General features: G+C 35.5%; 22 protein-coding genes. 6 read left to right on the plus strand and 16 right to left on the minus strand.

Translation table 11 applies throughout. From position 1 onward, the window contains the following. Nucleotides 1–52: 52 nt before the first annotated feature. The 3 genes from HHU12_RS06865 to HHU12_RS06875 all read right to left on the minus strand — a co-directional run bounded on the left by HHU12_RS06865 (nt 53) and on the right by HHU12_RS06875 (nt 1,905). Nucleotides 53–796 carry an NRDE family protein gene (locus tag HHU12_RS06865; protein WP_169656014.1) on the minus strand — a complete coding sequence of 248 codons (744 nt, stop codon included), beginning with the start codon at nt 794–796 and terminating at the stop codon, nt 53–55. Nucleotides 797–813: 17 nt separating this feature from the next. Next, on the minus strand, nt 814–1,335 hold the full coding sequence (locus tag HHU12_RS06870; RefSeq protein ID WP_169656015.1) for a DinB family protein: 522 nt from the start codon (nt 1,333–1,335) through the stop codon (nt 814–816). A 150-nt stretch (nt 1,336–1,485) separates the two neighbouring features. Then, nucleotides 1,486–1,905 (minus strand): DoxX family protein, encoded by a 420-nt coding sequence (locus tag HHU12_RS06875; protein WP_169656016.1) that lies wholly within the window; start codon nt 1,903–1,905, stop codon nt 1,486–1,488. 135 nt (nt 1,906–2,040) lie between these two features. Between HHU12_RS06875 and HHU12_RS06880 the strand changes: the two genes are divergently transcribed. Beyond that, a complete protein-coding gene (locus HHU12_RS06880; RefSeq protein ID WP_205959802.1) occupies nt 2,041–2,730 on the plus strand; it encodes an arylesterase in 690 nt (229 codons plus the stop codon). On the opposite strand, the gene HHU12_RS06885 is transcribed toward HHU12_RS06880, so the two are convergent. The 6 genes from HHU12_RS06885 to HHU12_RS06910 form a co-directional block, all read right to left on the minus strand. Beyond that, a complete protein-coding gene (locus HHU12_RS06885; RefSeq protein WP_169655956.1) occupies nt 2,722–3,822 on the minus strand; it encodes a hypothetical protein in 1,101 nt (366 codons plus the stop codon). The two genes, HHU12_RS06880 and HHU12_RS06885, sit on opposite strands and share 9 nt — an antisense overlap. 44 nt (nt 3,823–3,866) lie before the next feature. After that, entirely contained in the window at nt 3,867–5,666 is a 1,800-nt protein-coding gene (locus tag HHU12_RS06890) for a chloride channel protein (RefSeq protein WP_169656017.1), read from the minus strand. Between the two features lie 525 nt (nt 5,667–6,191). Beyond that, nucleotides 6,192–7,946, minus strand: a complete 1,755-nt coding sequence (locus tag HHU12_RS06895) for an SGNH/GDSL hydrolase family protein (protein WP_169656018.1) — start codon at nt 7,944–7,946, stop codon at nt 6,192–6,194. 27 nt (nt 7,947–7,973) lie between these two features. Continuing rightward, complete coding sequence (locus tag HHU12_RS06900; protein ID WP_169656019.1) at nt 7,974–9,269, minus strand: OmpP1/FadL family transporter; 1,296 nt, start codon at nt 9,267–9,269, stop codon at nt 7,974–7,976. A gap of 436 nt (nt 9,270–9,705) precedes the next feature. Then, the gene (locus HHU12_RS06905) at nt 9,706–10,980 is read right to left on the minus strand and encodes a GDSL-type esterase/lipase family protein (protein ID WP_169656020.1); all 1,275 of its coding nucleotides are present in this window, start codon (nt 10,978–10,980) and stop codon (nt 9,706–9,708) included. After that, on the minus strand, nt 10,964–12,421 hold the full coding sequence (locus HHU12_RS06910; RefSeq protein WP_169656021.1) for an SGNH/GDSL hydrolase family protein: 1,458 nt from the start codon (nt 12,419–12,421) through the stop codon (nt 10,964–10,966). Before HHU12_RS06910 ends, HHU12_RS06905 begins: the two co-directional genes overlap by 17 nt. 346 nt (nt 12,422–12,767) lie before the next feature. Between HHU12_RS06910 and HHU12_RS06915 the strand changes: the two genes are divergently transcribed. Then, the gene (locus tag HHU12_RS06915) at nt 12,768–13,253 is read left to right on the plus strand and encodes a GAF domain-containing protein (RefSeq protein WP_169656022.1); all 486 of its coding nucleotides are present in this window, start codon (nt 12,768–12,770) and stop codon (nt 13,251–13,253) included. Nucleotides 13,254–13,292: 39 nt separating this feature from the next. On the opposite strand, the gene HHU12_RS06920 is transcribed toward HHU12_RS06915, so the two are convergent. Both HHU12_RS06920 and HHU12_RS06925 read right to left on the minus strand, forming a co-directional pair. Next, complete coding sequence (locus HHU12_RS06920; protein ID WP_169656023.1) at nt 13,293–13,820, minus strand: D-glycero-alpha-D-manno-heptose-1,7-bisphosphate 7-phosphatase; 528 nt, start codon at nt 13,818–13,820, stop codon at nt 13,293–13,295. 67 nt (nt 13,821–13,887) lie between these two features. Then, nucleotides 13,888–14,871, minus strand: coding sequence for a glycosyltransferase (locus HHU12_RS06925; RefSeq protein WP_205959803.1), 984 nt, complete (start codon nt 14,869–14,871; stop codon nt 13,888–13,890). A gap of 217 nt (nt 14,872–15,088) precedes the next feature. Here HHU12_RS06925 and HHU12_RS06930 point away from each other — a divergent pair, with 217 nt between their 5' ends. The 3 genes from HHU12_RS06930 to HHU12_RS06940 all read left to right on the plus strand — a co-directional run bounded on the left by HHU12_RS06930 (nt 15,089) and on the right by HHU12_RS06940 (nt 18,252). Beyond that, a complete protein-coding gene (locus HHU12_RS06930) occupies nt 15,089–16,174 on the plus strand; it encodes an Ldh family oxidoreductase (RefSeq protein ID WP_169656025.1) in 1,086 nt (361 codons plus the stop codon). A 265-nt stretch (nt 16,175–16,439) separates the two neighbouring features. Next, nucleotides 16,440–17,009, plus strand: coding sequence for an AP2/ERF family transcription factor (locus HHU12_RS06935; protein WP_169656026.1), 570 nt, complete (start codon nt 16,440–16,442; stop codon nt 17,007–17,009). 271 nt (nt 17,010–17,280) lie between these two features. Beyond that, the gene (locus HHU12_RS06940) at nt 17,281–18,252 is read left to right on the plus strand and encodes a hypothetical protein (protein WP_169656027.1); all 972 of its coding nucleotides are present in this window, start codon (nt 17,281–17,283) and stop codon (nt 18,250–18,252) included. A gap of 336 nt (nt 18,253–18,588) precedes the next feature. On the opposite strand, the gene HHU12_RS06945 is transcribed toward HHU12_RS06940, so the two are convergent. The 5 genes from HHU12_RS06945 to HHU12_RS06965 form a co-directional block, all read right to left on the minus strand. Beyond that, nucleotides 18,589–19,305 (minus strand): 3-ketoacyl-ACP reductase, encoded by a 717-nt coding sequence (locus HHU12_RS06945; RefSeq protein WP_169656028.1) that lies wholly within the window; start codon nt 19,303–19,305, stop codon nt 18,589–18,591. Beyond that, entirely contained in the window at nt 19,289–20,824 is a 1,536-nt protein-coding gene (locus HHU12_RS06950; RefSeq protein ID WP_205959804.1) for a Dabb family protein, read from the minus strand. The genes HHU12_RS06945 and HHU12_RS06950 overlap by 17 nt, the downstream gene beginning before the upstream one ends. 21 nt (nt 20,825–20,845) lie before the next feature. Then, nucleotides 20,846–21,319, minus strand: a complete 474-nt coding sequence (locus tag HHU12_RS06955) for a GlcG/HbpS family heme-binding protein (RefSeq protein ID WP_169656029.1) — start codon at nt 21,317–21,319, stop codon at nt 20,846–20,848. A gap of 87 nt (nt 21,320–21,406) precedes the next feature. Further along, nucleotides 21,407–21,973 (minus strand): Crp/Fnr family transcriptional regulator, encoded by a 567-nt coding sequence (locus HHU12_RS06960; RefSeq protein WP_205959805.1) that lies wholly within the window; start codon nt 21,971–21,973, stop codon nt 21,407–21,409. Between the two features lie 19 nt (nt 21,974–21,992). Further along, a complete protein-coding gene (locus HHU12_RS06965) occupies nt 21,993–22,838 on the minus strand; it encodes a LysR family transcriptional regulator (protein ID WP_169656030.1) in 846 nt (281 codons plus the stop codon). Between the two features lie 119 nt (nt 22,839–22,957). On the opposite strand from HHU12_RS06965, the gene HHU12_RS06970 reads away from it, so the two are divergent. Next, a complete protein-coding gene (locus HHU12_RS06970) occupies nt 22,958–23,689 on the plus strand; it encodes an SDR family oxidoreductase (RefSeq protein ID WP_169656031.1) in 732 nt (243 codons plus the stop codon).

A 23,689-nucleotide genomic window follows, 5' to 3' on the forward strand; every position in this document is an offset into this window, starting at 1 on the left:
TGGAATATAAAATATATAAAAGGGCCAAAACTCCCACTTTAAAACCCTATGCCTAAAGTCCGGTTTGAGATTCATAATTTATAATAGTAAATGGCAACCTGAGTTGATCTTTTTCCTGTGTAAGTCTGTCGTGATAGATCATCTTTACTGACACAGCGTCCACTTCTAATTGTGTAGAACTCACTGTGCAGTATTGAGGTCTTAACATAGACAAACCTAATTTCCCTTCAGCATTTATGCCTTCATGAACACTTAAAATATCTCTTGGTGATCGCTTTTCCGCCTCAAGCCAATCCATAAAGCGTAAAGCTCTTTTTTCTTTTTGCTGAGGATTATATAAAGTAGAGGATGACCAAATATGAGGAATACTGCTGTCTAATTCTGAAAAATGTTTTTTTGATCCATCCCATACAAACTGATTTAATTCAATGCTGTTTTTATTTTCAACAACAATCAGTGTAAAGGGTTCTATATTATCAAAGTCATAGTCTTCAAGGTACTTTAAGACATTAGGAGCCGTCAGTGCATCAATCACAACTTTTCCTCTGCTGTGTTTGTAAGGAGGGGTAGGGATATGAACTTTAAATTCACCATTCAAAAGACACACTACTCTTCCTTGCTCTGTAGCGCCTAGCCAAGTTCCTAGTGCTTCACCATCAATTGGAGCCAAAAATTTCACTCCTTTTTCCTTATGAAGAGTTGGAGCAAAAGCTGAAGATCTACTTTTTCTTTCATCTCTATTTGAGGTGAAAATATAGTTAGTAGCTGATATTGGAACGAAGCTGAGTGTACACATAAATTAATATTCTATTCCTATGACTGTTCTTTTTGATAAGCTGTGGTAGATTTTGCTACTCCAACCTGTTCGGCTATTACAACGTCGGAAAAATAATGCTGAAGACCTATTTTTATGATCGCTAAATGATGAACTGCGTGTTCATTACAGTGATGCACTTCCCTTGCTAAAGTAGTAGGTGTACTCCATTCATTCATTACATCATTTTGATAGTCTCTTACTACCAAATTCATGCTATAAAACGGCTCGTGAATTGATTTCAACCACTTCATGGTTTCTTCAACAGTTGAAACTGCCGCTTTAAGGTCACATTCTATTGCTAGACTTCTCTTTCTATCTTCATAACAAACTGAACACTCCTGCTCAAAACTTGCTTGCAGGCATTGATAGAATTCAATAATATGTCGTGAATGTTGACCGATGGATGAACCGTTAAATAGATCTAATTGAGCTACATATTGCTCTTCTGATAATTGGGTCAATAAACTACATAGTTGTTTTGATAGCTCAACTGCAGATTGAAATACAGTACTTTTCATGGATTAAAAATTAAGCAAAAAAATTAGCTGTCTTATTTAAACAGACGAAAACAACTTAAGCATAGTTTTTTCAGTCTGCTTATTAAAAATAATAAAACAGCTTAAAATTATAAAGATTCGTGAAATTATTTTATTTGGAGCCTACTTATTTCAAGTAAAATACCTGTAAGTCCTTTTTTCTTCTATTTCTTGCTCCAATACTAATAGTGATGTCAGAAAGGCAACCAGTGTCATACCAAATAATTGCAGGCCTTTTGTGTAGCCTCCTTCAACAGGTAAATCTACACCTACTACAAATAAATGAACGATCAACAGAAAAGAGGTAATCACAAGTGAAATTCTTGCTCCTTCTTTTGATAAAGGAGGGTAAACTAAAAAAAATGCTGCTATAAATTCAAAAACAGCAATCAACAGTCGTACATCATCGCCTAGGCCTGTTGCTGTAAAAATATATACCGACTCAGCGTCATCTCCAAATTTGTAGAGTAAAGATTGAAGCAAGATGACAGCAGGTACAATTCGAAGTGCCCAATACGACAATACTTTATGGATTTTAAAATCTTTTTGCATTGTATTGGAAATAAAATTAGGTTTAAAGGGAAGAGCATGTTGTATTTCATGTACTCTATAGCTATTGCTAATTTAATCGTTTATTATTTCACATATTGCACATAATTATTATTGAAAATACATCTGCAAGAAATTATGAAAATCAGTACATTTTTAATCTCCTATTATTTACTCTGCTTATTCATTATAGGTTGTAATTCTACAGATCAAAAAAAGGGAAATACTAATACCGTAAAAACTGAAGTCAAACAAGCAACAACTTCAAATAAGAGTAAGAAGAATATTATTTTTTTTGGAAATAGCCTTACTGCTGGATATGGATTGGAAAAAGAAGCCGCTTTCCCTTCCGTGATTCAAAGGGAATTTGATCTTCAAAAAATCAATTATAACTGTATTAATGCCGGTTTGAGTGGTGAAACAACTGCTGGAGGTAATGATAGAGTCGACTGGATTTTAAATCAAAACAAACCTGATATTTTTGTTTTAGCACTAGGTGGAAATGATGCTTTGAGAGGGATTTCTCCCGAAAGCAGTCAACAGAACTTGGAAAGTATTATAGATAAAGTCAGAGCAGTAAATCCTGAATGCAAAATCCTTTTAACGGGTATAGTACCTCCTCCTAATATGGGACAGGATTATTTTGATGCTTTTCAGAAGATATACCCCACTGTTTCGAGTAATAAAAAGACCTTTCTTCTAAAATTTCTACTTGAAAATGTCGCTGGTGAACCTTCTTTAAATCAAGAAGATGGTATTCATCCTAATAAGGAAGGTGCTGAAATTGTAGCAAAAAATGTAATTGAAGCTTTAAAACCTTTACTCTGAGTCGTCTTTTTTCTTTGGTTTAAACACTGGTCGAACTCTCTTCTTTGGTGCTTCTATATCGCTTTCCAGTTCAGACTTCTTTTTCATAACAGGTCTTACAGGTTTTGGTTCAGAAGATGCCTCAGTTGAAGGTTCTACCTTTTTCTTCTTCATCACCGGGCGAGCTACTTTTGGTTTTGATTCCTCTGTGTTTTCGTCAAGTGCTTCCGCTTTTTTCTTTATTACAGGACGTACAGCTTTCGGCTTAGATGCTGTCTCTTCATTTGAAGTATCAACCTTCTTTTTCATCACCGGACGAGTTGCTTTTGGCTTAGACTCTTCAGTACTTTCCTCTGAAGTTTTACGTTTAAAAACTGGGCGAGCAGGCTTTGACGAAGATTCCTCTTCTGATGATTCACTCTTTTTCTTCATCACTGGGCGAGTTGCTTTTGGCTTAGACTCTTCAGTGCTGTCCTCTGAGGTTTTACGTTTAAAAACTGGACGTGATGGTTTTGATGGAGCCTCTCCTTCTGGAGATTCCGTCTTTTTCTTCATCACTGGACGAGTTGCTTTTGGTTTAGACTCTTCAGTGCTGTCCTCTGAGGTTTTACGTTTAAAAACTGGACGTGATGGTTTTGACGTAGTTTCTCCTTCTGATGATTCCGTTTTCTTTTTCATCATAGGGCGGGCAACCTTTTTCGGAGCATCTCCATCTGTTTCTGTTGAAGATTTTCTTTTTACTACAGGTCTCGCTGGCTTCTTCACTTCTTTAGCATCTGAATCTGCTTCTGATGCAGTTACTTTAGGTTTTACCTTAGGTCTGAATTTAGGCTTAGGTTTATCAGCTGTTTCCTCTAAAGTCACCTCAGTTTTCACCACCTTCTTCACAGGAGAAGTTTTTGGTTTAGGCTTAGGTGTTTCTACCTTCACTGCTTCCGCCAACCAATATCTTCGTCGGATCTGATTGATTAAAAATAGTTTTTGCTGTGTAAAACTTTTAGGGTGTACCATCATAAACAAAGATTCCCATTCCTGAAATCTTTCTGGTTCAGATGCCTTAAAAACTTTATGATCTATTCGTTTCTTTGTTAGATATATTTCAAACTCGCTCATCACTATTTTTCTTTAAGAATACTAAAATTGGCTAATCAACTGCATTAATTACCAACCCATTCCTTATTCAATCTTTGAAGTTGCTTTCTGTAGACACTAAAAATTCTAGACTTGGAAACCATCCCTACATATTTCTTATCCTGATCTATTACAGGCAAGTTCCAAGCATCCTCCTTTTCAAATTTCTGCATTACACTTTGCATCCTTTCTCCATAATAAACAATACTTGGAGGCTGCATCATGACATTCGCAATTTTCACCTTTTCCTGTTGCTCTAGGTCAAACATGATTTCTCTTACTTGATCCAGAGTAATGATCCCTCTTAGTTTACCTTCTTTGTCTACTACTGGAAATACAGACCTTTGACTGACACTAATGGCTTTTACCAAATCACTTAAATAACCTCTAACTTGCACAGTTACAAAGTTAGTCTCAATCAGTTTATTAATATTCAAACGGTCTAAGACCTGCATATCTCTATCTCCTTTCAAGTAATCACCTCTCGCTTTTAAGGTACTTACATGTGGTGCATCAGGATTTACAACACTCACTGTGGTATAGGCAATTGCGGATACCAACATCAGAGGCACAAATAGTGTATAACCACCGGTAATTTCTGCAATCAAGAATATGGCCGTCAATGGTGCATAAACTACTCCGCATAAAACGCCACTCATTCCTACTAATATAAAGTGAGATTCGTGAAGATTGGCAAACCCTAAAAGGTTGACTAACCTGGCAAAAGCAAAGCCTGTCAGACCGCCAATTACTAAGGCAGGACCGAAAGTACCACCACTACCACCTGACGATAGTGTTAATGAAGCTGCAATTACTTTAGCGAATAAAATCATGATGATATATGCTAAAAATAACCACGCCTTAGTGTTAGGTATAATGCTCTCAAAGAGTTCTGCTCTTTCTAAAAGATGGTGTTCATTTCCATTCAATAAGGCTTTGATTGATTCATAACCTTCACCATAAATAGGAGGGAAAATAAAGATAGTTACAGATAGAAGAATACCACCAAATAATGCTCTTCTGTATCGATTTGGGAATTTCTCCTCCATTAAGTGTTCCATTTGGTGTAATGTCTGATTGAAATAAATGGACATTAATCCGGCTAAAACACCTAATAATATAAAGAATGGAATATTCTGAGCTTGGAAGTCGTCTGTAATTTTAAATGAGAATAAAACCTCTTCTCCCACAATCAATGAAGAAACAATAGCAGCACTCACTGATGATATTAATAGGGGAACAAAGTTAGCTACAGAGACTCCTGTCAAAATTACTTCAATACTGAAAATCAAACCTGTTACTGGCGCGTTGAAAATGGCTGAGATTACCCCTGCCGTACCACAACCAATCATCAAGGTTTTAGTTTTATAATCTAAAAGAAATGATTGAGCCATATTAGAACCAATAGCACCTCCTGTCAATACGATAGGGGACTCTAGTCCGACTGAACCACCAAAACCTACAGTAAACATGGAAGTAACAAATCTGGAATACATTTTACTTTTCCCGATGTTACTATTGTTTTTGAAAATATCATGAAGAATATCAGTAATAGCATGCCCTACACTACTTTCCTTGTAAAGTGACTTTGCTATTAAAGTTGTGATGATCAATCCGATAATTGGAAACAATAATAACCCCCAATTGTCTGCGAAGTTATAATGTGTAAGGTGCTCATGAATATGATGCACTGACAGCTTTAATAGAACAGCTGCTAAACCTGAAGCAATACCCACCATACTACTCACAATAAGAATAAAATTCCTATCAGAGAGGTGAACCCTTCTTAAGTTTAATAACTTTTCGACTATCTTATATTTTGCCATTTATCTATTAAAGTATTTTGCTGTTGGTTTGTGAAAAAATGAGAATGCCTTTCTTGCCACAAAAATAATAGGTTTTGGAACTAAAGTACTAAGTACAAATTCAAAATTATTTAATACTAATTCCAATTATTGTTTTGCGATTACTACCTTAAAAAAACTTTTAATAGAACCACTATTAATACGTTTTTTAGCGTTGTATTCACAAAAAATAAATTAGAATTAACTATGATTTATTTTTGATTTAGTACTTAAGTCAAAATTATTTAATACTAATTCCAATTATTGTTTTGCGATTACTACCTTAAAAAAACGATCAATAGAACTACTATTCATTCGTTTTTTTGCATTGTACTCACAAAAAATAATTAAGAGTTAATGATCAATTATTTTTGGCTTAGTACTTATTTCAGTGATTCGCACAACTTTCAAAGAGTAAACTTACAAAAATACTAGACAAAAAAAGCCACCTCTCTTAAGAAAAGAAAGGTGGCTCACCTATAATTAAGTGCTTATTTTGTCTTAATACTAGTTTGAAGGTGTTGGTTGTTGTGTTTCAACTGCTGGGTAAGAATCCGTTTCAATCGTTGGGATTCTAGCACCATAATGTAAATTGATTGCATCAATTGTAAATTTACCAATTACTGCATATCCTTTTTGAGTTAAATGTGCCCCATCCAAACTGAAAAGGAAACCTGTAACATAATCACCTGTGAATGTTGTATAACCTACGGTGATTCCTTCTGAATTTACTTTATCCATCAAAGATTTTGTATCTAAGAATGCTAAGTCTCTATCCGATGCTTCAGCTTCTAAGTAAGTATTATAACCTGTGATAGCTTCTACTACTTCCTCCGCATCTACAGCTGTCAATGCTTCACCTTCTGCGGGTACTGGTAATACATCTTTAATATTTTCAAGATCTAATTCTCCTCCATCAATGATCAAACTAAGAAGTGCTCCTACTTTACCTTGAGCATTTAAAGTAAACTTAGCTCCTGGTTTAGTTTGAACCATCATTGTCGGTGAGTTTTCATCATAAATTGGCATCTGATTATTCTCTTGTGTAAATACAGGATAGTAACCTAATGCTTTAAAGCCAGTTGAAACTGTTGCTACAGATTCTGTAACTGCTGCTTCAACAGTAGAAGTAGCCCATCCGATATTACATCCAATTCCTGCAAGTTCTAGAATTTGAGCTTGACCTTCCGCTGTTGCTAAATAAGCCATTGCGTCTGCTGGAGATTGACCTGCTGCTGTTAATTGTAAAAAGATAACAGTATATGATAACTCTACAGGATTGTTAGGATCTTTACCAATAGTCGGTGCAGTTTGTGCAGCTGCCGCAACAACATTTACCTGAGGATTATCCGCAGGAATTGACGGAGTTACCAAAGCAGTAACAGTTGGTTCAACTTGTGATTTAATCAATGGATCAAAAGCTGCCGCCAGATAAGAGTTTACCAACCCTAGTGTTTGCTCATTTAAAGGTAAACCTTGCAAAGCTAAAATTCCTTCTAAAGTAGACGGTACAAAATTGAATAAAGGCGTATCCATAATATTTGGAATATTTAATACAACACCTTTCGCACCATTGCTTGTCATACCATCTAAAATCTGCTCAATTGAAGCCTCATAATCAGATTGTGAAGAAATAGCTCCATTTCCGTATGATCCACCTGAAGTAGCATAACCTAGAACATCATTCGCTCCTAACCACATCGAGAAGAATGTTGGGTTAGCTGCAACTGCATCAGCAAGAACTGTAGCAGTCTGTTCTGAAGAAAAATATCCAAACAATTCGTTTGCTATACCATAGCCAGGAGTTGCCATATCAACAGCTCTGATTCCAGGTACTGCCATATTATGAAACTGTCCAGCTTTGATATCTGATGCCGCTCTTTTTCCTTCAACACCTACAGGAACTTTAATGTTTATGTTAATTCCATCTCCATTAACTAATTCCATTTGGGCTCCAAAATAAGAAGCTCCGCTATTAGAAACCAATGGCTGAGTAAAACCTTGTGCACCCATTCCAACAGATTGTAAACTGTTTGCAATCAACTGAGGGTAAGAGTTCGCTTGTGCAGTACCAACCCATGCATTGTCAGTATATCCTGCCGTTAATGAATTTCCTAATGCTACATATGTTGTAAAATCTAAAGCTTTACCATCTTTTGCTTGCCCATTGGAAGGCTGGAAATCATCTACTTCAGTTTTACAAGCAAAGAAACTTGAGAAAACTAAAGCTAAGAGAATTGATTTATATCTATTGAATATCATGTTTTCTTTTTGGTATTAGGTCTTAGGTTAAAAAGTATAGTTCAATGAAACAGTTGGGATATAAGCAGTTGCTTTGTAAATACCGTCCATTGCTCCTGTATCTACACCGTCCGGTACCTCGTTTTGTCTTTGCTCTTTATTTACATAAAGGAACGCTGCGTCTACACCAAAGTGATCCCCAATCATGTAGCTTGCTCCTATTGTTAAACCTAAAGCATTTGCATCTGGAGATTCAGGTGTTAAATAACCGTCTTGAACTGGAGTAGTGTCATAGTAAGCACCTGCTCTAATCGTTAACGCTTCTGTAGTTCTATGCTCCACACCGAAATTAATGATGTATGAATCTTGCCATTTTCTAGCATATTTAATTTCTGCTTGACCATCATCATTCAAGTAATCACCTTGAGGGAATTCTATTTTCAACTCCTCATAAACACTCCAAGTCACATAGTTGAAATCTAGTGCAAATGATAATTTCTCTGTTGCATTGTAACCTACACCAATCCCGATATTTGACGGAAGAGGTAATTTCGCATTGAAATCAGTCTTGTATCCATTATCAGTATAATTACCACCCCATTTAGCTTCTGGGAATAATATCTCTCTAACAGCATTTGATGGCATGTCAAAAGTAGCCTCTCCGTTTTTCACCTCCATGTCAACACCTGCTCTGTAGCTAGCACCTAGTGAGAATTTTTCAGATAACTCTGCAAATACACCTACATTGAAACCTACTTTAGTTTCTGCTTGGCTATCCATTTCAAAAGTAATATCACCAGCTGGAGCCGATAATACTTTCTTGAATTGAACTGAACCTGTTACAATACTAACCCCTGCGCCTACTGATACTTTATCACCTATTCTGTAAGATGCCGTTGGCTGAATAAAAATAGATTGTAGAGCAATTTCTTGTAATGCAAATTTACCTACCCAATCGGGGTCATAAGTTACTGTTGAGCCAAATGGGGTATAAACACCTAAACCGAATGCCCAAGGTGATTCTGCAGATGGTCTATATACACCATATGCATGGAATGGTGTTCCCATTGGTGAGGTTGATGAGTTTTTCTCAGCGCTCTCAATACCTCTGTAAGAAATATTTGAAAAAACTGGACTAAAACCAACCTGTATTGCACTGCTTTCTAAAAACGAAAGAGCTCCTGGGTTAAAAAATAAGCTGGAAGCGTCTGGGCCGTAACCCACGCCTACATTACCACGGCCAGTTTGCTTTGTTCCTTGAAGAAGCACCTGGAAGCCATTAGCAAAAGATGCTTGAGCGATGCATACTGCTGCTAATGATAACAGTAAATTTCTAAGTTTCATTAAGTAAAATAGATTTTGATAAAATTGATAATTTTCAGACTAAGTAGTGTCTCAAAAAATACAATCAGATGAATAAATGTTATGTATGCATAACAAATTTTTCTAAACAATTATAGGTTTACTGTCCGCAAAGTGCAAACAATTCATAAAAAATCCCACGTATATTTAACACTTAATGGTTTATTTGTAGATATATTTACATTTATTATAGAAAAAATGCAATGTAATATTTGTAATTATTACATTTAAACCTAAATGAATATTCATTCATAACACTCAACACTCATTAAAAGCACTTTGTTATCACATGGTAAAAGTGATCACCATTGAAATAATAGAGGTTTTAATATAAAAAATAAAAGAATTGAACTATTCTAATTTTACATAATGAATGATTATTCATTTATTGTTTAACGAAATTATATATACGCAATATTTAATATGTATTATAATATTTCATTAATGCTCTATAGAAGAGCTCTCCTTGGTATTGATAACCGATTCTACTCAAATGAACTCTATCTTTTGAAGTCATAGAAAGAGCACTCCATTGCTCAATCGATGATAACCCTCCCATAACATGATAGAAGTCCCAAATCGCTACATTATTTTGTTGAGCAATCTGATACATTGCTTTGGTGGCAATCGCATTGTCCTTGTTCAAGTATTTCGATTTTCTAAAATTATCTCCAGGTGTAGTTAGTATAATGGGTAAATCAGGGATTACTTTTCTGATATCCTGGATCAATTGGGTGTATTTCTGTATAAAGATATTTTTGTTGAATGGTGAATGAAAAGCATCGTTAGTGCCTAGTGAAATGATTAGTAAATCAGGATGAATGGATTGAATATCTTCTTGAATTGCTTTGCATCTTAAATAAGAGGTCACTTTAGCGCCATTCACTCCAGAAGAACTGTAGGACAATCCACTTTCTAATTGGTCATATACACCAAACCCTCTTAATATAAATTGGTTTTGTGAGGCATTTTCCTTTTCAAAAGAAAACCTGAACTTAGAAATTGGTTTATCAAAAGTAAAAATGACTTTTCCATTTTTCACTTCTTTACTGATCAATTTAGCAGGTTCTAAAGGCATTACTATAGGGGTAAACTGTGTCGGATCATCCGTAGGATAATAAACTTCAATGATGTTTCCTTTATAAGGATGTAATGAATCGATGCCAACATTAATAGTCAGAGCGGCAAATGACTCCGTTGTCCTTGCGGAGATAGCAGCCAAACCCCAATTGCTTTTATGATAACTTATGGAAGCTCTTTTTCCTTCCCAAGTTCCTATTTTTGACACAGAAAAATTGTAGGGATTATTGGTTTTAGCGGCTTTATATGGAAAAAAGAAACCTCTACTTTTCATAGGGAAGCGAGCATCTTCATAAAACTTTTCTCTTACCCAGCCTGAGAAAAAATCGGCTTGAATGTGGGAGTCGCCTATGTGCAATACTTCTACTTGTTTTTGATCACCTGCTTCTAAGTCTGAAAGCTTATCAAAAAAAGTTTCCAATAATGATGAATCTCCAAACACCTGTATTTTATTAAGGTCCATTCTTATAAAGTCGTATACTTCAAAAGGCTTCTTCGTAGAAGAAATTGAAGTAGGCGCAGAGTGACCACATAAAAATATAATTGTGAAAAAGGCTTTTACACTATTGGAAACATATTTTTTCCAAGCTCTCTTGTTACTTTGTGGCTTCATCCGAATGGTCTCTGTTTTTATAGCGTTGGTATTCTCTCACTAACTCATTATAAAGCATATCCCCTATATAATTTGCTCCTTTTCTTGTAAAGTGAGTATAATCTTTCCCTGCCCATGCTGGCTTCTTGTCTGCCCATCTTACGATAGAGTTCTTGCCTCCCATTGCTAAATAAAGGTCCCAATAAGCCACTCCTGCTTGTTTTGCAGCTCTTCTTTCAGCGGCGCGAATCGCATCTATATTAGAATATGATTCCATTTTTGAACCTTCTTTTTTTGCCATATCTGAAACACCTACAATCAGAATGCTCATTTCAGGTGCCACTTCTTTGAAATACTTCAATTGTTTTACTAGTAAACGCTCATAAAATTTATAGCTCTCCGCTTCTTGCGGCACTACATTTACCCCAAACTGTAAAATCAAAAGTTCTGAGTTTACGGTTGAAAGCAACTTCTTCAAATGTTTACGGCTTATTTTTGTGAAATCAGTTCCTGAAGAGCCCCTCATTGGTATATTATCAACAGCAATACCTGTATTACAATCAAAACTTACACCGTATACTTCTGGAGAAACATCTGCTGTAAAGGAAACTTCTAAAGCTCCTAAAGCCCCTGAAACAGGTAATTTTATTTTTTTACTTTCAGAATCAGCCTCTACCTCTATAGGGCTTCCTTCCACACCATTCATACTGTAGCCTACTTTCACATCTGCTACTGTATTTCTTAGGTAAACATTAAAAAGCTCAAACTGCTTATGTGATTTTTTAGAGTAAGGAGCCGGTTCAAAAGAGATTTTAGCTTCTGTACCTTCATATGAATAATATTTACCAAAGAATCCATAATCGTTATGTTTTCCTCTATATTTTTTGGGACCAAAACATAAGAACTGTTCCCAATTATCAGAATACGACTGCGCAAGAGTTGTTCTTCTGTTTTTCTGTTCCATGATCGGCACTAATCCTACGCCACAACCGCCAAATTGCTCTTGTAAATTGCGTCTAAGTTGTTCGGTCATCCTGTCTCCTTCTAATTGTGAATCGCCGTAATGTAAAACTCTTACTAATTTTCCTTGTTCGGCAATAGAGGATAAGCCTTTGAAAAAATGATCTAAACAATAAGGGTTAGTTTCGGGATATTCAATAGCTACAGCACCTTTAGGTGTTCTTACTTGTAATGGTTTTTCTTCAACAGGAGTCCATGATGATTCCTCTGAAATACTTTCCATATCCACTGTCATCGAATCATCTTCCTCGTATTCTTCCACTTCCACAACCTCTTTTTCTTTTTCAGCAATCATGCTTTCAGGCAATACATCTTCTGTAGAAGGTATTCGGATTGTTGTTCCGAAAATATTGATTTCATCAGGAGACATCATCAGTACCAACCCCAGCATCAAGGCTACGTAGACTAATATTTGAATTATCTTTAAAGGAGTAATTTTCATTCTTTTTCTGAGGTTATTTAATAGTTTTTCTGTGAAAAAAATTCAACTAAGTACTAAGCCAAAAGTAATTGATAATTAATTATTTTTTGTGAGTACGACGCTAAAAAACGTATAAATAGTGGTTCTATTTAAAGTTTTTTGAAGGAAGTAATCGCAAAACAATAATAAGAATTAGTGTTAAATAATTTTGGCTTAGTACTTATAAATTTATGAAAAATATAAATGTTCGGAACGATAGCAGGCATATTTCACCTAAAGTTTTTTATCTCTGCCCAATACCGTAATTTTGGGCTTTCATTATCTTCTTTCGAAAATAAGACATACGAACCTCATAAATATATTAAACATGGCTGAAGAATTATTCTTACCTGAAAATGGTAATAAAACGGAGCTATACGAAAGTATTCTTCCTCAAATAAAAGGGCTGACTTCTATTGAAACAGATCTAATAGCCAATTTATCCAATACTTGTGCTGTGCTAAAGGAAACATTTAATCACCTATGGATTGGGTTTTATCTGGTCAAAAATGATGAACTAGTATTAGGGCCTTTTCAGGGACCGATTGCTTGTACAAGAATTAAAAAAGGTAAAGGTGTTTGTGGTACTACCTGGGCTGACGCAAAGACTTATGTAGTGGAAGATGTAGAAGCTTTTCCAGGACACATTGCATGTAGTTCGGCTTCTAAGTCTGAAATTGTTGCACCAGTTATTGTAAATGATGAAGTAGTAGCTGTTTTGGATATTGACAGTGATCAATTGAGTACATTTGATGCTATTGATCAAAAATATATTGAAGAATTGTGCAGTTACCTTGCCTCTAAATGGAGTTAGGCAAAAAAATAAGGGCGCTTTTTAAAACGCCCTTATTTTTTATTGATCAGCTAAAATGATCTTGTCGACAGCCTCTAATAAATTCTTTGCATAATGTGTTGCAACTGAATTTTCAACCAAAGGATTATCAACCTGAATTCTATATTTGATACCCACTTTTTCAGCAGGAATTAAATCTCTTTCCTTGTCTCCAATCATCCAAGTGTTTTCCATGTCCGCATCGTACTTGTAAATCGCTCTTTCAAACATTAAAGTACCTGGCTTACGGCTCAATGAATTAGACCAGTTTTCATGCAAAGGAGCGTAGAACATATCGTCGATTGCATTGTTACATTCTTTCTGTAAGGCATCGTGACAGATATATACATCTTCCTTTTTATAGATTCCTTTTACAATACCTGATTGATTGGTGAGAATCACTAACTTAAAACCTGCATCTTTTAATTTCTGCAAAGCTTCTGCAACTCCTGGAAGAACCTCAAACTTTTCTAAAGTGTAAGCATAATCCACATAGTCTTTATTCAAGACACCGTCTCTATCCAAGAATACGCACTTATTCTTTTTCATCTTAATATTAAGTATAGAAATGAAATAATTTCCGCAAAGTTAAAAGAATACAGAGATAAATTGGTATCTATTCAGATTTATAAACCCTTCCTTTCCAATGTACCTTAGGCTTTTTTAAACTATAAATGAGTAAAATATTATAGGTAAATGCATGAAATAAATCAAACATCAGACTGTCACGCCATTGTATTTTCAAGCCCAACTGATGCTGAATTGTGATTATTGTTGCTGACTTAACAACATAAACGACAGGAATCAACCACAATAATTCGTTAAAAAACACCCCAAAAAGTATTAATAAAGGATAAAAAATGATATTGAGATAGTTAAGGACTTTTAATGGTAATTGAATCTTATTCGCCCCTTGCATCCACCTCCATCGCTGACGTAACCACTGAGGCAATGTGCTAACAGGCTGAGTTACTGCTAATACATCTTTTGAAAAAAGCTGTTCAAAACGACCTCCGACACGGATTACTTCTTTGAATAATGCAAAATCTTCTGCTACTGAGAAGGGTATATCTCTCACTCCTCCAACCTTTTCAAACATTGATCTTCTGATACCAAGGTTATTTCCCATAGCTGTCACAGGAATTCCAAATTTTGATAAAACTTGGATCATTTTCAAGGCAAACATCCAGTCCATTCTTTGATAATTCGACCATAAGTTCCCTTGTTCAACAACTGTCACACCTGTCACAATATCTGCTGATAACAAGGAATTAAGCATAGTTTTCACCCATGATGAAGGATAAACGACATCAGCATCTGCAAACAGAAAGTATTCCGCATCAGTCTGTTCACTCAAGAAATCGAGTACATTCACTTTTCCTTTCAAAGTTCTATCTTGAGGGATATTGAACAGTTTAATGTTATCAAATTCTGCTACAAACCCGGTAACAATCTGCTCTGTGTTGTCTTTTGAAGCATCGTTCCCTATTAAAATATCAATACATACATTGTTATTAACATTTTGAGAAATTAAACTCTCAAGGCAAGATTTTATCGTAACTTCCTCATTTCTAGCGGCAACAAGTATACTCACCTTCATTTCATCAAAATCAATTTACTTAACATGTTAAAATTACAACCTATCAGCATTTTATGTGGTTTGTAGGTTTATTGAAAGTTGGTAAATTTGTACGTAATTAAAATAATACCAAAAGTAGAAAATCATCGTTTTCGAGTTACAAGGTATTGAAATTTCTACATTACGTTTGTGATTCATAAACTAAACAGAAAGTTCTACTTATTAAAAATACTTATACATGACAACGGCAGTAAACTTAGTTCCCTATAAGACTCTTCTAACATTCAGTAAAAACGTTTTCTTAGCTATGGGTTGCCCTGAAAAAGATGCAGACTTAGCCGCAAATGTTTTATTATCTGCTGATTTAAGGGGAGTGGATTCTCATGGTGTTGCCCGTTTGATTGGATATGTAAGATTGTGGGAAGCAGGTAGAATTAACCCTACGCCCAATATTAAAATAATCCATGAAACGCCAAGTACTGCCACTGTAGATGGTGACGCTGGATTAGGTTTAGTTGTAGCGCCTCAAGCAATGCAAATTGCTATTGACAAGGCTGAAAATGTGGGTACAGGTTGGGTTTCTGTCAAAAACTCCAATCACTATGGTATTGCTGGTTATCATGCAATGATGGCTTTGGAACATGACATGATTGGTATATCAATGACCAACGCCAGTCCATTGGTTGCTCCTACTTTCTCTAAAGAAAGACTATTGGGAACGAACCCTATTGCCATGGCAATCCCTGCTGGTGAGGAACCGCCTTATGTTGCAGATTTTGCTACAACTACGGCTGCCAATGGTAAATTAGAAATCCTTCAAAGAAAACAAGAAGACGCTCCTGTAGGGTGGATTCAAGACAAAGAAGGATTATCATCTACTAATGCTGGTGAATTAAAAAACGGCGGCGCTTTATTGCCATTAGGTGGAGATAGAATCAGAAGTAGTCACAAAGGATATTGCTTAGGAAGTATGGTTGATATTTTATCTTCTGTATTATCTGGAGCTGGTTACGGGCCTTGGGCGCCTCCTTTTGTAAGCTTCTTACCATTGCCTGAAGATCCTGTTGGAGAAGGATTAGGACACTTCTTCGGAGCAATGAGAGTAGATGGATTTAGACCGAAAGAAGAGTTTAAATCACATATGGACAACTGGATCAGACGTTTCAAAAATGCTGAAACTGTAGAAGGTCAGGAAAGAGTGTTGATTCCAGGTGATCCAGAAAGAGAAATTGAACATGAAAGATTAACAGAGGGTATTCCTTTGTTGTCTCCTGTTATAAAAGACTTAGAAGAAGTTGGTAGTAAATTTAGTCTATCAATTTAACTGGAAGAAAGTCCTCCATCGATAATATTTTCAACTCATTTTGATGGAGGGCTAATTCCAGAATTACTAAAACAAAACCATAAGTTACTAAGACATTTACAACTTGCTAAAGTAATTATGACAACGGAAACTTGTCATAGCACTAAACTTCATTCTAGATTAAAATTAATACACTTGACAAAATAGGTGGTGTGTTGACGTAAGTTTAAAGCTTGCTTTAATATACTATCTACGATTTTATTACTATCTAAAACCAATTAAGAAAATGCTTTACAAAATTAAGCTTAAAAATGCTGATGAGCATGTGCTACTATCTAGTGCATCTTATGAGTTCATTGAAAACAACGAGTATTACAAACAACTAAACCTTTTAGAAAACTTGCGTCTTCACGCGAGCGGTTATGTTTTCTTCCAAAAAAACTTTCCTAAGCCTAATGGAGGTTATAAGAATGTTACCATTTACTTACATAAGTTAGTGGCAGAGAAGTTTGTTCCAAAACATGAATCTGAGAGAAGATTATTTGTAAGAATTATCAATGGAAACCCTTTAGATTGCAGAGAAAAGAACCTTGGTTGGGCTACAATGGCCGAATTGAGAAGAAATCAAAAGCATCACCACAACAAAACAGGTTACAGAGGTGTGGTAAAAGTGAGTAAGAAAACCTACCGTGCAGTGCTTTATTCTAAAGGAGAAAGATATGATCTTGGTTTGTTCCCTTCTGCAGAAAGTGCTGCTGAAGCATACAATCAAAAATCAAAAGAACTTTTCGGTAAGACGAAGAGCTTGAATAACTTCAAGGAAGAAGAGAATCCTAATATTGTTCCTTCTGAATAAATAATATGAAGTTTTATCTGTTATGATAACTTCAAAATTAAGTACTCAGCTGAAATGATTTAATGCATTTTGGCTGAGTATTTTTATATTTACCCCCTCTCGCCAACCAAAAGTCTCTTTTTCAATTATTTAAGAACATAAAATCAACTTATTATAGTGAATAAACAATCATTCATACGTATATTTACTATAGATATGAAAAGAAAGCCCATGAATTGGTCCTTTTTTTCTTAAAAAAAATTGAATTATAGATAATAACCTCATAAATACTATGGCACAGCAAAGAAAAAAGCCCACAACCCGTAGTACTGCTAGACGCAAAACCACGGCTGGTAAAACTTCTGCTACAGAACAAAAAGCAACTGCTTCGGCAACTGAGAATGTAACACCTCCAAACACGGAAGAGAAAGTGAATGAAACCGTTCAAGAAACTGCTTCGGGTGTTGTTGAAAAAATTACAGAAACCGTCAATGAAAGTATTTCTACTGCTACTAAAATGGTAGAAGATGCAAAGGAATCTGTAGAGGAAAAGGCAAAGGAAACAATAAATACGGGACAAGAAAAAGTAGTTGAAGCTACTGATAAAGCGGATTCCAAAGTAGAAGATATTTTGGATAAAACAGCTCAACAGTCACATGAAGTGATCAAGGAAGCTTCTGCATTTTCAAAAACGTCTGCTACAACTGCCAATGAAAAAGCAAGTGCAGTATTGGATCAGACCGAAGATGCCGCTGGAAGATTAATCACAGAAGCAAAAAGTCTTTCTGATGCCGCAATTGATAGTATTGAGGAAACTACAAATAAAGTGTTATCCACCACAAAGGAGTTTGTGGAAAGTACTTTCGTCAATACGCAAGAGGTCGTTACTTCTTTGGTAAGCAATAGCAAAACCTTTAAGGATATGGCTTATGAAAAAGCCAATGAGACGATTGAAAGTGTCACTACGCAAGCTGATAGCATTGTGGATGAATCACATCGTTTTATCAAAGATACTTCTTCTAAGGTATTCAGCACTTCTAAAGATCTAGTCACGGAACCTGTAGACACAATTTCCTCTACTGCTAACAACGCAAAGGATGCTACTTCAGGTGTATTTACAGAAGTTTCTGATAAAATCATCAGAATGTCACCTGTTGAATTGCCAAGAATGAATGATGTAAATGAGGCAAGTCAGACAGTCAGAAAGTTTATTACTAACGGTACTGCAGCCGTTATATACCCTGTAGTTCGTTTATTAAAATAATAAAAAGCTGTTGCACAATTAAAATCGGAAGTTTTGGATTTTATTTTTCAGCCTACTCTGCATTAGAATATCATCACGTAGCTTCAGCTATGCTCTTCTATTCTGCCTTGATTAGACTAAAAAAATAATTATCCAAATTATCCCAATTTTAATAGTGCAACAGCTTAACTGAACAACAAACACCCCGAAAATATCCTCTATGGGTTATTTTTCGGGGATTTTTAATGTCTAAAAAAAAGGAGCATTCTTAAAACACTGCATTATTTATGGGTAAAGAATCATATAATGCAATACCTAAGAAACACTCCTTCAAACTATTCAGAAAAAGGCCTCTAGCTAGGGATTTGTAGACCATAGTGCTGCACTTTTCAGTAAGGCCCTTCTTGGTAGTTTTAACGCTGATGAAATCAATTCTGCAAAATCTTCCGGCTGTAATACTCGCTCTTCCGAACCCTCACTTGCAATGCCCAATTCTCTGGTCATATCCGTCTCAATGGTACTTGGAGTAAGTGTAATCACTCTAATATTATTTTTTCTTACTTCTTTCATTAAAGATTCAGATAAACCGATGACCGCAAATTTAGATGCTGAATAGGCTGAAATATTGGCATTGCCGTTTAAGCCCGCTGTTGAGGAAACGTTGAAAATATCGCCTTCATTTTTTTCTATTAAATAAGGAAGCACCTCTTTAGTGACATAGTATAAACCCATCACATTGGTCTGAATGATCTGTGACCACTCTGCTACTTCCATCTCATTAAAAGCTCCAATACCTGCAATTCCTGCATTATTTACCAAGATATCTACCGTACCCAATGCTTCGATGAGTTTTTTGATATTGGTTTTCACCTCCTCATAAATCGAAACATCAAAAACAGCGTAATATGCTTTCACACCCAATGCTTCTAACTCCTTTACAGTTTCTTTTAATACCGCTTCATTACGGCCTGTGATCGCCACATCTATTCCTTCTTTGGCAAATGCAATTGCGGTCGCTTTTCCTAATCCTCTTCCACCGCCAGTGATAATTGCTTTCTTATTTTTCCAACTCATTTTCTTGTCTATCTATCCAATAATCAATAACAAATATATCTCCTATGATAGGCCCTACGATTTTCACCAGATCCAAATGTGCTTTATGGAAAAGGTAAATTTCTCTTGCCGACTCATCATTAAAAATCAATGTAAAACAGTGCGTAAAGCCTTTACTCATTCCTTCCGTACTATCGTTCAATCCCCATTCAAGGTGAGCAATTTCAGGGATGTGTGTTTTTAGATCTTCAAATGTCTTCAACACAACATCAATCTGCTCTTGAGTCGCTTCTTCTTTGAATTTGATACTTACAATGTGCTTCAGCTTTTTGTTTTCTCTCTTGACGTTTGGCTTGACTTTATAGGTTACAACCTTTCCCAAATCAAATCGGAAAGAGCCTGCTATCAATAATTGCTCGTTCTCAATTTCATGAGCTCTTAAGCCATAATAAATTGAAAAGCCTGTTTCTAAATAGTTGATGGGTTTTAAAATGCCTTCTTTATCCAATTGACAAAGTTGAATACTTTCATCATCCCTTGTTCCTATGGCTAAAATTGCTTCTTCGTTATGGACTGAAACCACCTCTATCCTCGTCTGTCCTTGTAGCTTTGTTCCATCGGTATCTTTTAATACATAATGAGGAACCAAAGCTCCTTTTTTATCAATTTTGAATACCGTTACCCCATCACCGTGATACACAAAATCAGTATTCTTTATAAAACCTTTTCGCTTATAATATTTATGATGTCGATGTCCGGCAATCACATAATGATTTCCACCCAACTCTACGCCTGTTACAGGATAAGTACCTGTTAAATAGCGGTCTGTTTCATTATCACTGATATTATTGATATTCTTAAACGTTCCGTTTTCATACACCCTAAAACTGCTGATACCATTATCTTGAAAACCTCCCGTATACAAATACGTTTTTCCACTAATTTGATGCGTAAACATGCCTATGATTCCATCTGTATGAATCTTATCATCATCTTTCATAGACTGAACATGCGTGAGTTTTCCATCATTCTGAATTTTGAAACAGCTCAAACCTGGCGTTTCTTCCAAGCCACCCACAAACAGATAAGAAGACTTCTTCATATGAACCACCTGCAATGTGATGGCAACCCCAATAAACGTTTCCTCTGTATCTTCAGTGATGGCCACTCTTTCGATAGACCCGTTATCTAAAATCTTAAAAGTTTCTACGGCATCTCCGTATTTGTTGGCGACAAAAAGAAAATCTGTCCCTCCAATATTATCAGCCACCATTCCCCTTGCAGGGCCCTTTTGTTTGTACAATTCATGGTTGCTGACTGCCGTTAATTGTCCATTTTTATTTAATTCAAAGACATCAATATTTCCAAAACCACCCACATACACAAAGTCCTTTCCTCCCTTTTTATAAGAAGTCACAGTGACTGTATTTTTTGCGGTAATTTTTTTGAAGTCCTGCCTTTCTAGCATCAAACTGTCTTCTTGAGCATGAAGTGTCTGAAATAGTAAAGCAATGAAAAAGAAGTTGATAAAAAATTTCATCTGTATAGTTTTTAAAGTTTGTTATTGCAGTATTGAACTTGCACCTGCAGTGGCTATCGCTCTATCCTGTTCAATTGTTCCCCCACTTACTCCAATAGCTCCAATAATTACATTCTCTTTATTTCTGATTGGAATTCCTCCCGGAAAAGTAATCAAGCCATTATTAGAATGTTCTATATTATAAATGATACCGCCAGGCTGTGTCATTTCTCCCAGTTCTCCGGTATCAATATTAAAATACCTTGCGGTTTTGGCTTTTTTGATGGCTACATCAATACTACCCAAATAAGACTCATCCATTCGGATAAATGCTTTCAAATTGGCTCCAGCATCTGTTACTGCTATGTTGACCAAAACGTTGGATTCCTCTGCTTTTTGTTTCGCAGTTAAAAGAATTCGAAGTGCTTCTTCGTCTGTAATATCATATGCATTTTGAGCATAAATGAAGTTTGAGCTGAAAAGAGTGATAGTTATAAAAAAGAGTAGCTTGTTCATTTTAAAAAAACATTATTATTAATTCTGCTGTAAAATTCATAAACAGTTTTCAGAAAAAAATTGAACTAGTTCAACTCTTCAAGAAAATTACCGCTTTTTGATCTTACTTAAAAATTCGTGGGTTATTCCCAGGTAACTTGCCATCTGTTTGTCTTTTATTTTAGAAGCAATAGAAGGGTAAGTGGTTATAAAATTCTGATAACGCTCTTTTGCTGTTTCACAGTGATTTCTAATTAATCTTCGTTGCCAGGCCACCAATGCTTTTTGAGACATTATTCTGAAAAGTTTCTCCACGATAGGCAACTTTTCATACAGCATTAATTTATCCATTCTATTGATCATCAAAACTTCACTGTCTTCCAAAGCTTGCATATTCAAGCTTGATGGGTTTTGATGCATAAAACTATCATTGTCCATCAGCCACCAATCTCTAGCAGCAAAATAAAGTGTGTTGTCATTTCCTTTTTGATCAAATGTAAAGATTCTGAAGCACCCGCTTACAACAAACCCTTCAAACCGACAAACATCACCTTGCTTCAAAAGATATTCTTTTTTCTTAAAAGTTTTCAGTTGAAAATACTTGCCAAATTCCTGTAATTCTTCTTCAGAAAATGTGACGTGGTTACTAATATTTTGCTTTAAAAGTTCGTTCATTATTGTCTGTTTATTTAGATCAATCCATCAAAAGTTCATTTGAAGAGAATAATTTAATGATGTCAGCAACAGCAGGATTTCTTAAACTGTCTTTGGGGTAAGATAATCCCACTTCTCTATATGAAATTGGTCCTTTATATTTTTTAATTTGAAAACCATCCCATTCCCTTACAAATGATTCAGGCAAGAAAGTAATGCCTAGTCCTGCAATTAATAAAGTAAGAACATCATTCTTTGTGGCACAATTGGCTATTGTTTTCCATTTTCCACCTAAATCATTCAAAATAGATAAACTTTGCTGATGTGCTTCGCAAGGTGGACAGTGAATAAAAGGTTCCCCTTCTAAATCTGTAATTTCGATTTCATCTTTTTCACATAAAGGATGATCATTTGGAATGCACAAAACATAATCTTCTTTCCATAAAGGTAAAAACAGGTGTTCCTCAAATTTCCACTCTCTCACCAATAGATTCAGTTCACAATCCCTGCCTATCGTTCTTATATCCCATTCTATATTATTTACCTCTTGATTAATCGAAAGGTAGAATTTCTTTTTCAAAGACTGAGGCAAACTATCTGCTACTCCAAGTATGACTTTCTGCTTGAAATCTTTATTTTTAAATAAATCCGGAATCTCATTCAATTCCCCTAAAATCCTTTTCGCAATGGGGTACAACTGATGTCCTTCCTCTTTGATCGTCACCCCTTTTTTATGCCTGATAAATAAATCTTTTCCCAATAATTCTTCTATTGATTTTATACCATTAGAGATATTGGGCTGTGACACAAAGCATTTTTCAGCTGCTCTTGAAATGTTTTTCTCTTCATAAACCGCTACAAAAAAACGCAGTAATCTCTCATCCATAATAAATAATTATAATAACGATACAAAAATAGTATTTTGATGATAAATGAAGAATAAACACCTTTGTATCAACAGTTAATAAAGACATTTAATCATAAATAAATCTAATACTTCTCATTATGGAATCAACAAATAAAGGTCTGATCGTTATCACAGGTGCTAGTTCTGGAATTGGCGCCGCCACTGCTAAACTTTTTTCTGACAATGGTTTTCCTCTTTTACTCTTAGGCAGAAGAGTGAAAAAAATGGAAGCGCTAAACCTTCCTAATACACTCATTAAAAAAGTGGATGTAACAAATTATGATGCTTTCAAATCAGCTATTGCTGAAGCTGAAAGTCAATTTGGTTTGACAGAGGCTATTGTGAATAATGCTGGAATGATGCTTTTGGGTGATATTGCTATCCAAGATCCAATGGAATGGAAAAAAATGTTTGACGTCAATATCATGGGAGTATTGAATGGTATGCAGATTGTTCTTCCTCAAATGAGAGAAAGAAAAGGAGGTACTATTATCAATATCAGTTCTATTGCTGGAAGGAAAACTTTTGGTAATCATGCCGCTTATTGTGGTACCAAATTCGGCGTACATGCCATCACCGAAAACGCAAGAGAAGAAGCGGCTGCTGACAATGTAAGAATGGTTACGATTGCTCCTGGTGCTGTGGAAACGGAATTGCTTTCACACACAAGCAATCAAGAAATAAAGGATGGCTATGAAGCTTGGAAAAAAGAGATGGGAAACATTTTAAAAGCTGAAGATATTGCCAATGCAATCTGGTATGCTTTCAATCAGCCTCAAGGCGTGAATGTGAGAGAAATTGTACTTGCTGCTACAAAACAGCAACAATAG

The organism is Flammeovirga aprica JL-4 (genome assembly GCF_012844305.1).
GTDB classification, from domain to species: domain Bacteria; phylum Bacteroidota; class Bacteroidia; order Cytophagales; family Flammeovirgaceae; genus Flammeovirga; species Flammeovirga aprica.

Coding starts and splice junctions, on each gene's coding strand:
- HHU12_RS06950 (WP_205959804.1), bottom strand. CDS start 20,824: ATGAAATTTTTTATCAACTTCTTTTTCATTGCTTTACTATTTCAGACA.
- HHU12_RS06940 (WP_169656027.1), top strand. CDS start 17,281: ATGGCACAGCAAAGAAAAAAGCCCACAACCCGTAGTACTGCTAGACGC.
- HHU12_RS06915 (WP_169656022.1), top strand. CDS start 12,768: ATGGCTGAAGAATTATTCTTACCTGAAAATGGTAATAAAACGGAGCTA.
- HHU12_RS06885 (WP_169655956.1), bottom strand. CDS start 3,822: ATGAGCGAGTTTGAAATATATCTAACAAAGAAACGAATAGATCATAAA.
- HHU12_RS06935 (WP_169656026.1), top strand. CDS start 16,440: ATGCTTTACAAAATTAAGCTTAAAAATGCTGATGAGCATGTGCTACTA.
- HHU12_RS06875 (WP_169656016.1), bottom strand. CDS start 1,905: ATGCAAAAAGATTTTAAAATCCATAAAGTATTGTCGTATTGGGCACTT.
- HHU12_RS06870 (WP_169656015.1), bottom strand. CDS start 1,335: ATGAAAAGTACTGTATTTCAATCTGCAGTTGAGCTATCAAAACAACTA.
- HHU12_RS06945 (WP_169656028.1), bottom strand. CDS start 19,305: ATGAGTTGGAAAAATAAGAAAGCAATTATCACTGGCGGTGGAAGAGGA.
- HHU12_RS06910 (WP_169656021.1), bottom strand. CDS start 12,421: ATGAAAATTACTCCTTTAAAGATAATTCAAATATTAGTCTACGTAGCC.
- HHU12_RS06920 (WP_169656023.1), bottom strand. CDS start 13,820: ATGAAAAAGAATAAGTGCGTATTCTTGGATAGAGACGGTGTCTTGAAT.
- HHU12_RS06865 (WP_169656014.1), bottom strand. CDS start 796: ATGTGTACACTCAGCTTCGTTCCAATATCAGCTACTAACTATATTTTC.
- HHU12_RS06970 (WP_169656031.1), top strand. CDS start 22,958: ATGGAATCAACAAATAAAGGTCTGATCGTTATCACAGGTGCTAGTTCT.
- HHU12_RS06895 (WP_169656018.1), bottom strand. CDS start 7,946: ATGATATTCAATAGATATAAATCAATTCTCTTAGCTTTAGTTTTCTCA.
- HHU12_RS06905 (WP_169656020.1), bottom strand. CDS start 10,980: ATGAAGCCACAAAGTAACAAGAGAGCTTGGAAAAAATATGTTTCCAAT.
- HHU12_RS06930 (WP_169656025.1), top strand. CDS start 15,089: ATGACAACGGCAGTAAACTTAGTTCCCTATAAGACTCTTCTAACATTC.
- HHU12_RS06880 (WP_205959802.1), top strand. CDS start 2,041: ATGAAAATCAGTACATTTTTAATCTCCTATTATTTACTCTGCTTATTC.
- HHU12_RS06900 (WP_169656019.1), bottom strand. CDS start 9,269: ATGAAACTTAGAAATTTACTGTTATCATTAGCAGCAGTATGCATCGCT.
- HHU12_RS06890 (WP_169656017.1), bottom strand. CDS start 5,666: ATGGCAAAATATAAGATAGTCGAAAAGTTATTAAACTTAAGAAGGGTT.
- HHU12_RS06965 (WP_169656030.1), bottom strand. CDS start 22,838: ATGGATGAGAGATTACTGCGTTTTTTTGTAGCGGTTTATGAAGAGAAA.
- HHU12_RS06925 (WP_205959803.1), bottom strand. CDS start 14,871: ATGAAGGTGAGTATACTTGTTGCCGCTAGAAATGAGGAAGTTACGATA.
- HHU12_RS06955 (WP_169656029.1), bottom strand. CDS start 21,319: ATGAACAAGCTACTCTTTTTTATAACTATCACTCTTTTCAGCTCAAAC.
- HHU12_RS06960 (WP_205959805.1), bottom strand. CDS start 21,973: ATGAACGAACTTTTAAAGCAAAATATTAGTAACCACGTCACATTTTCT.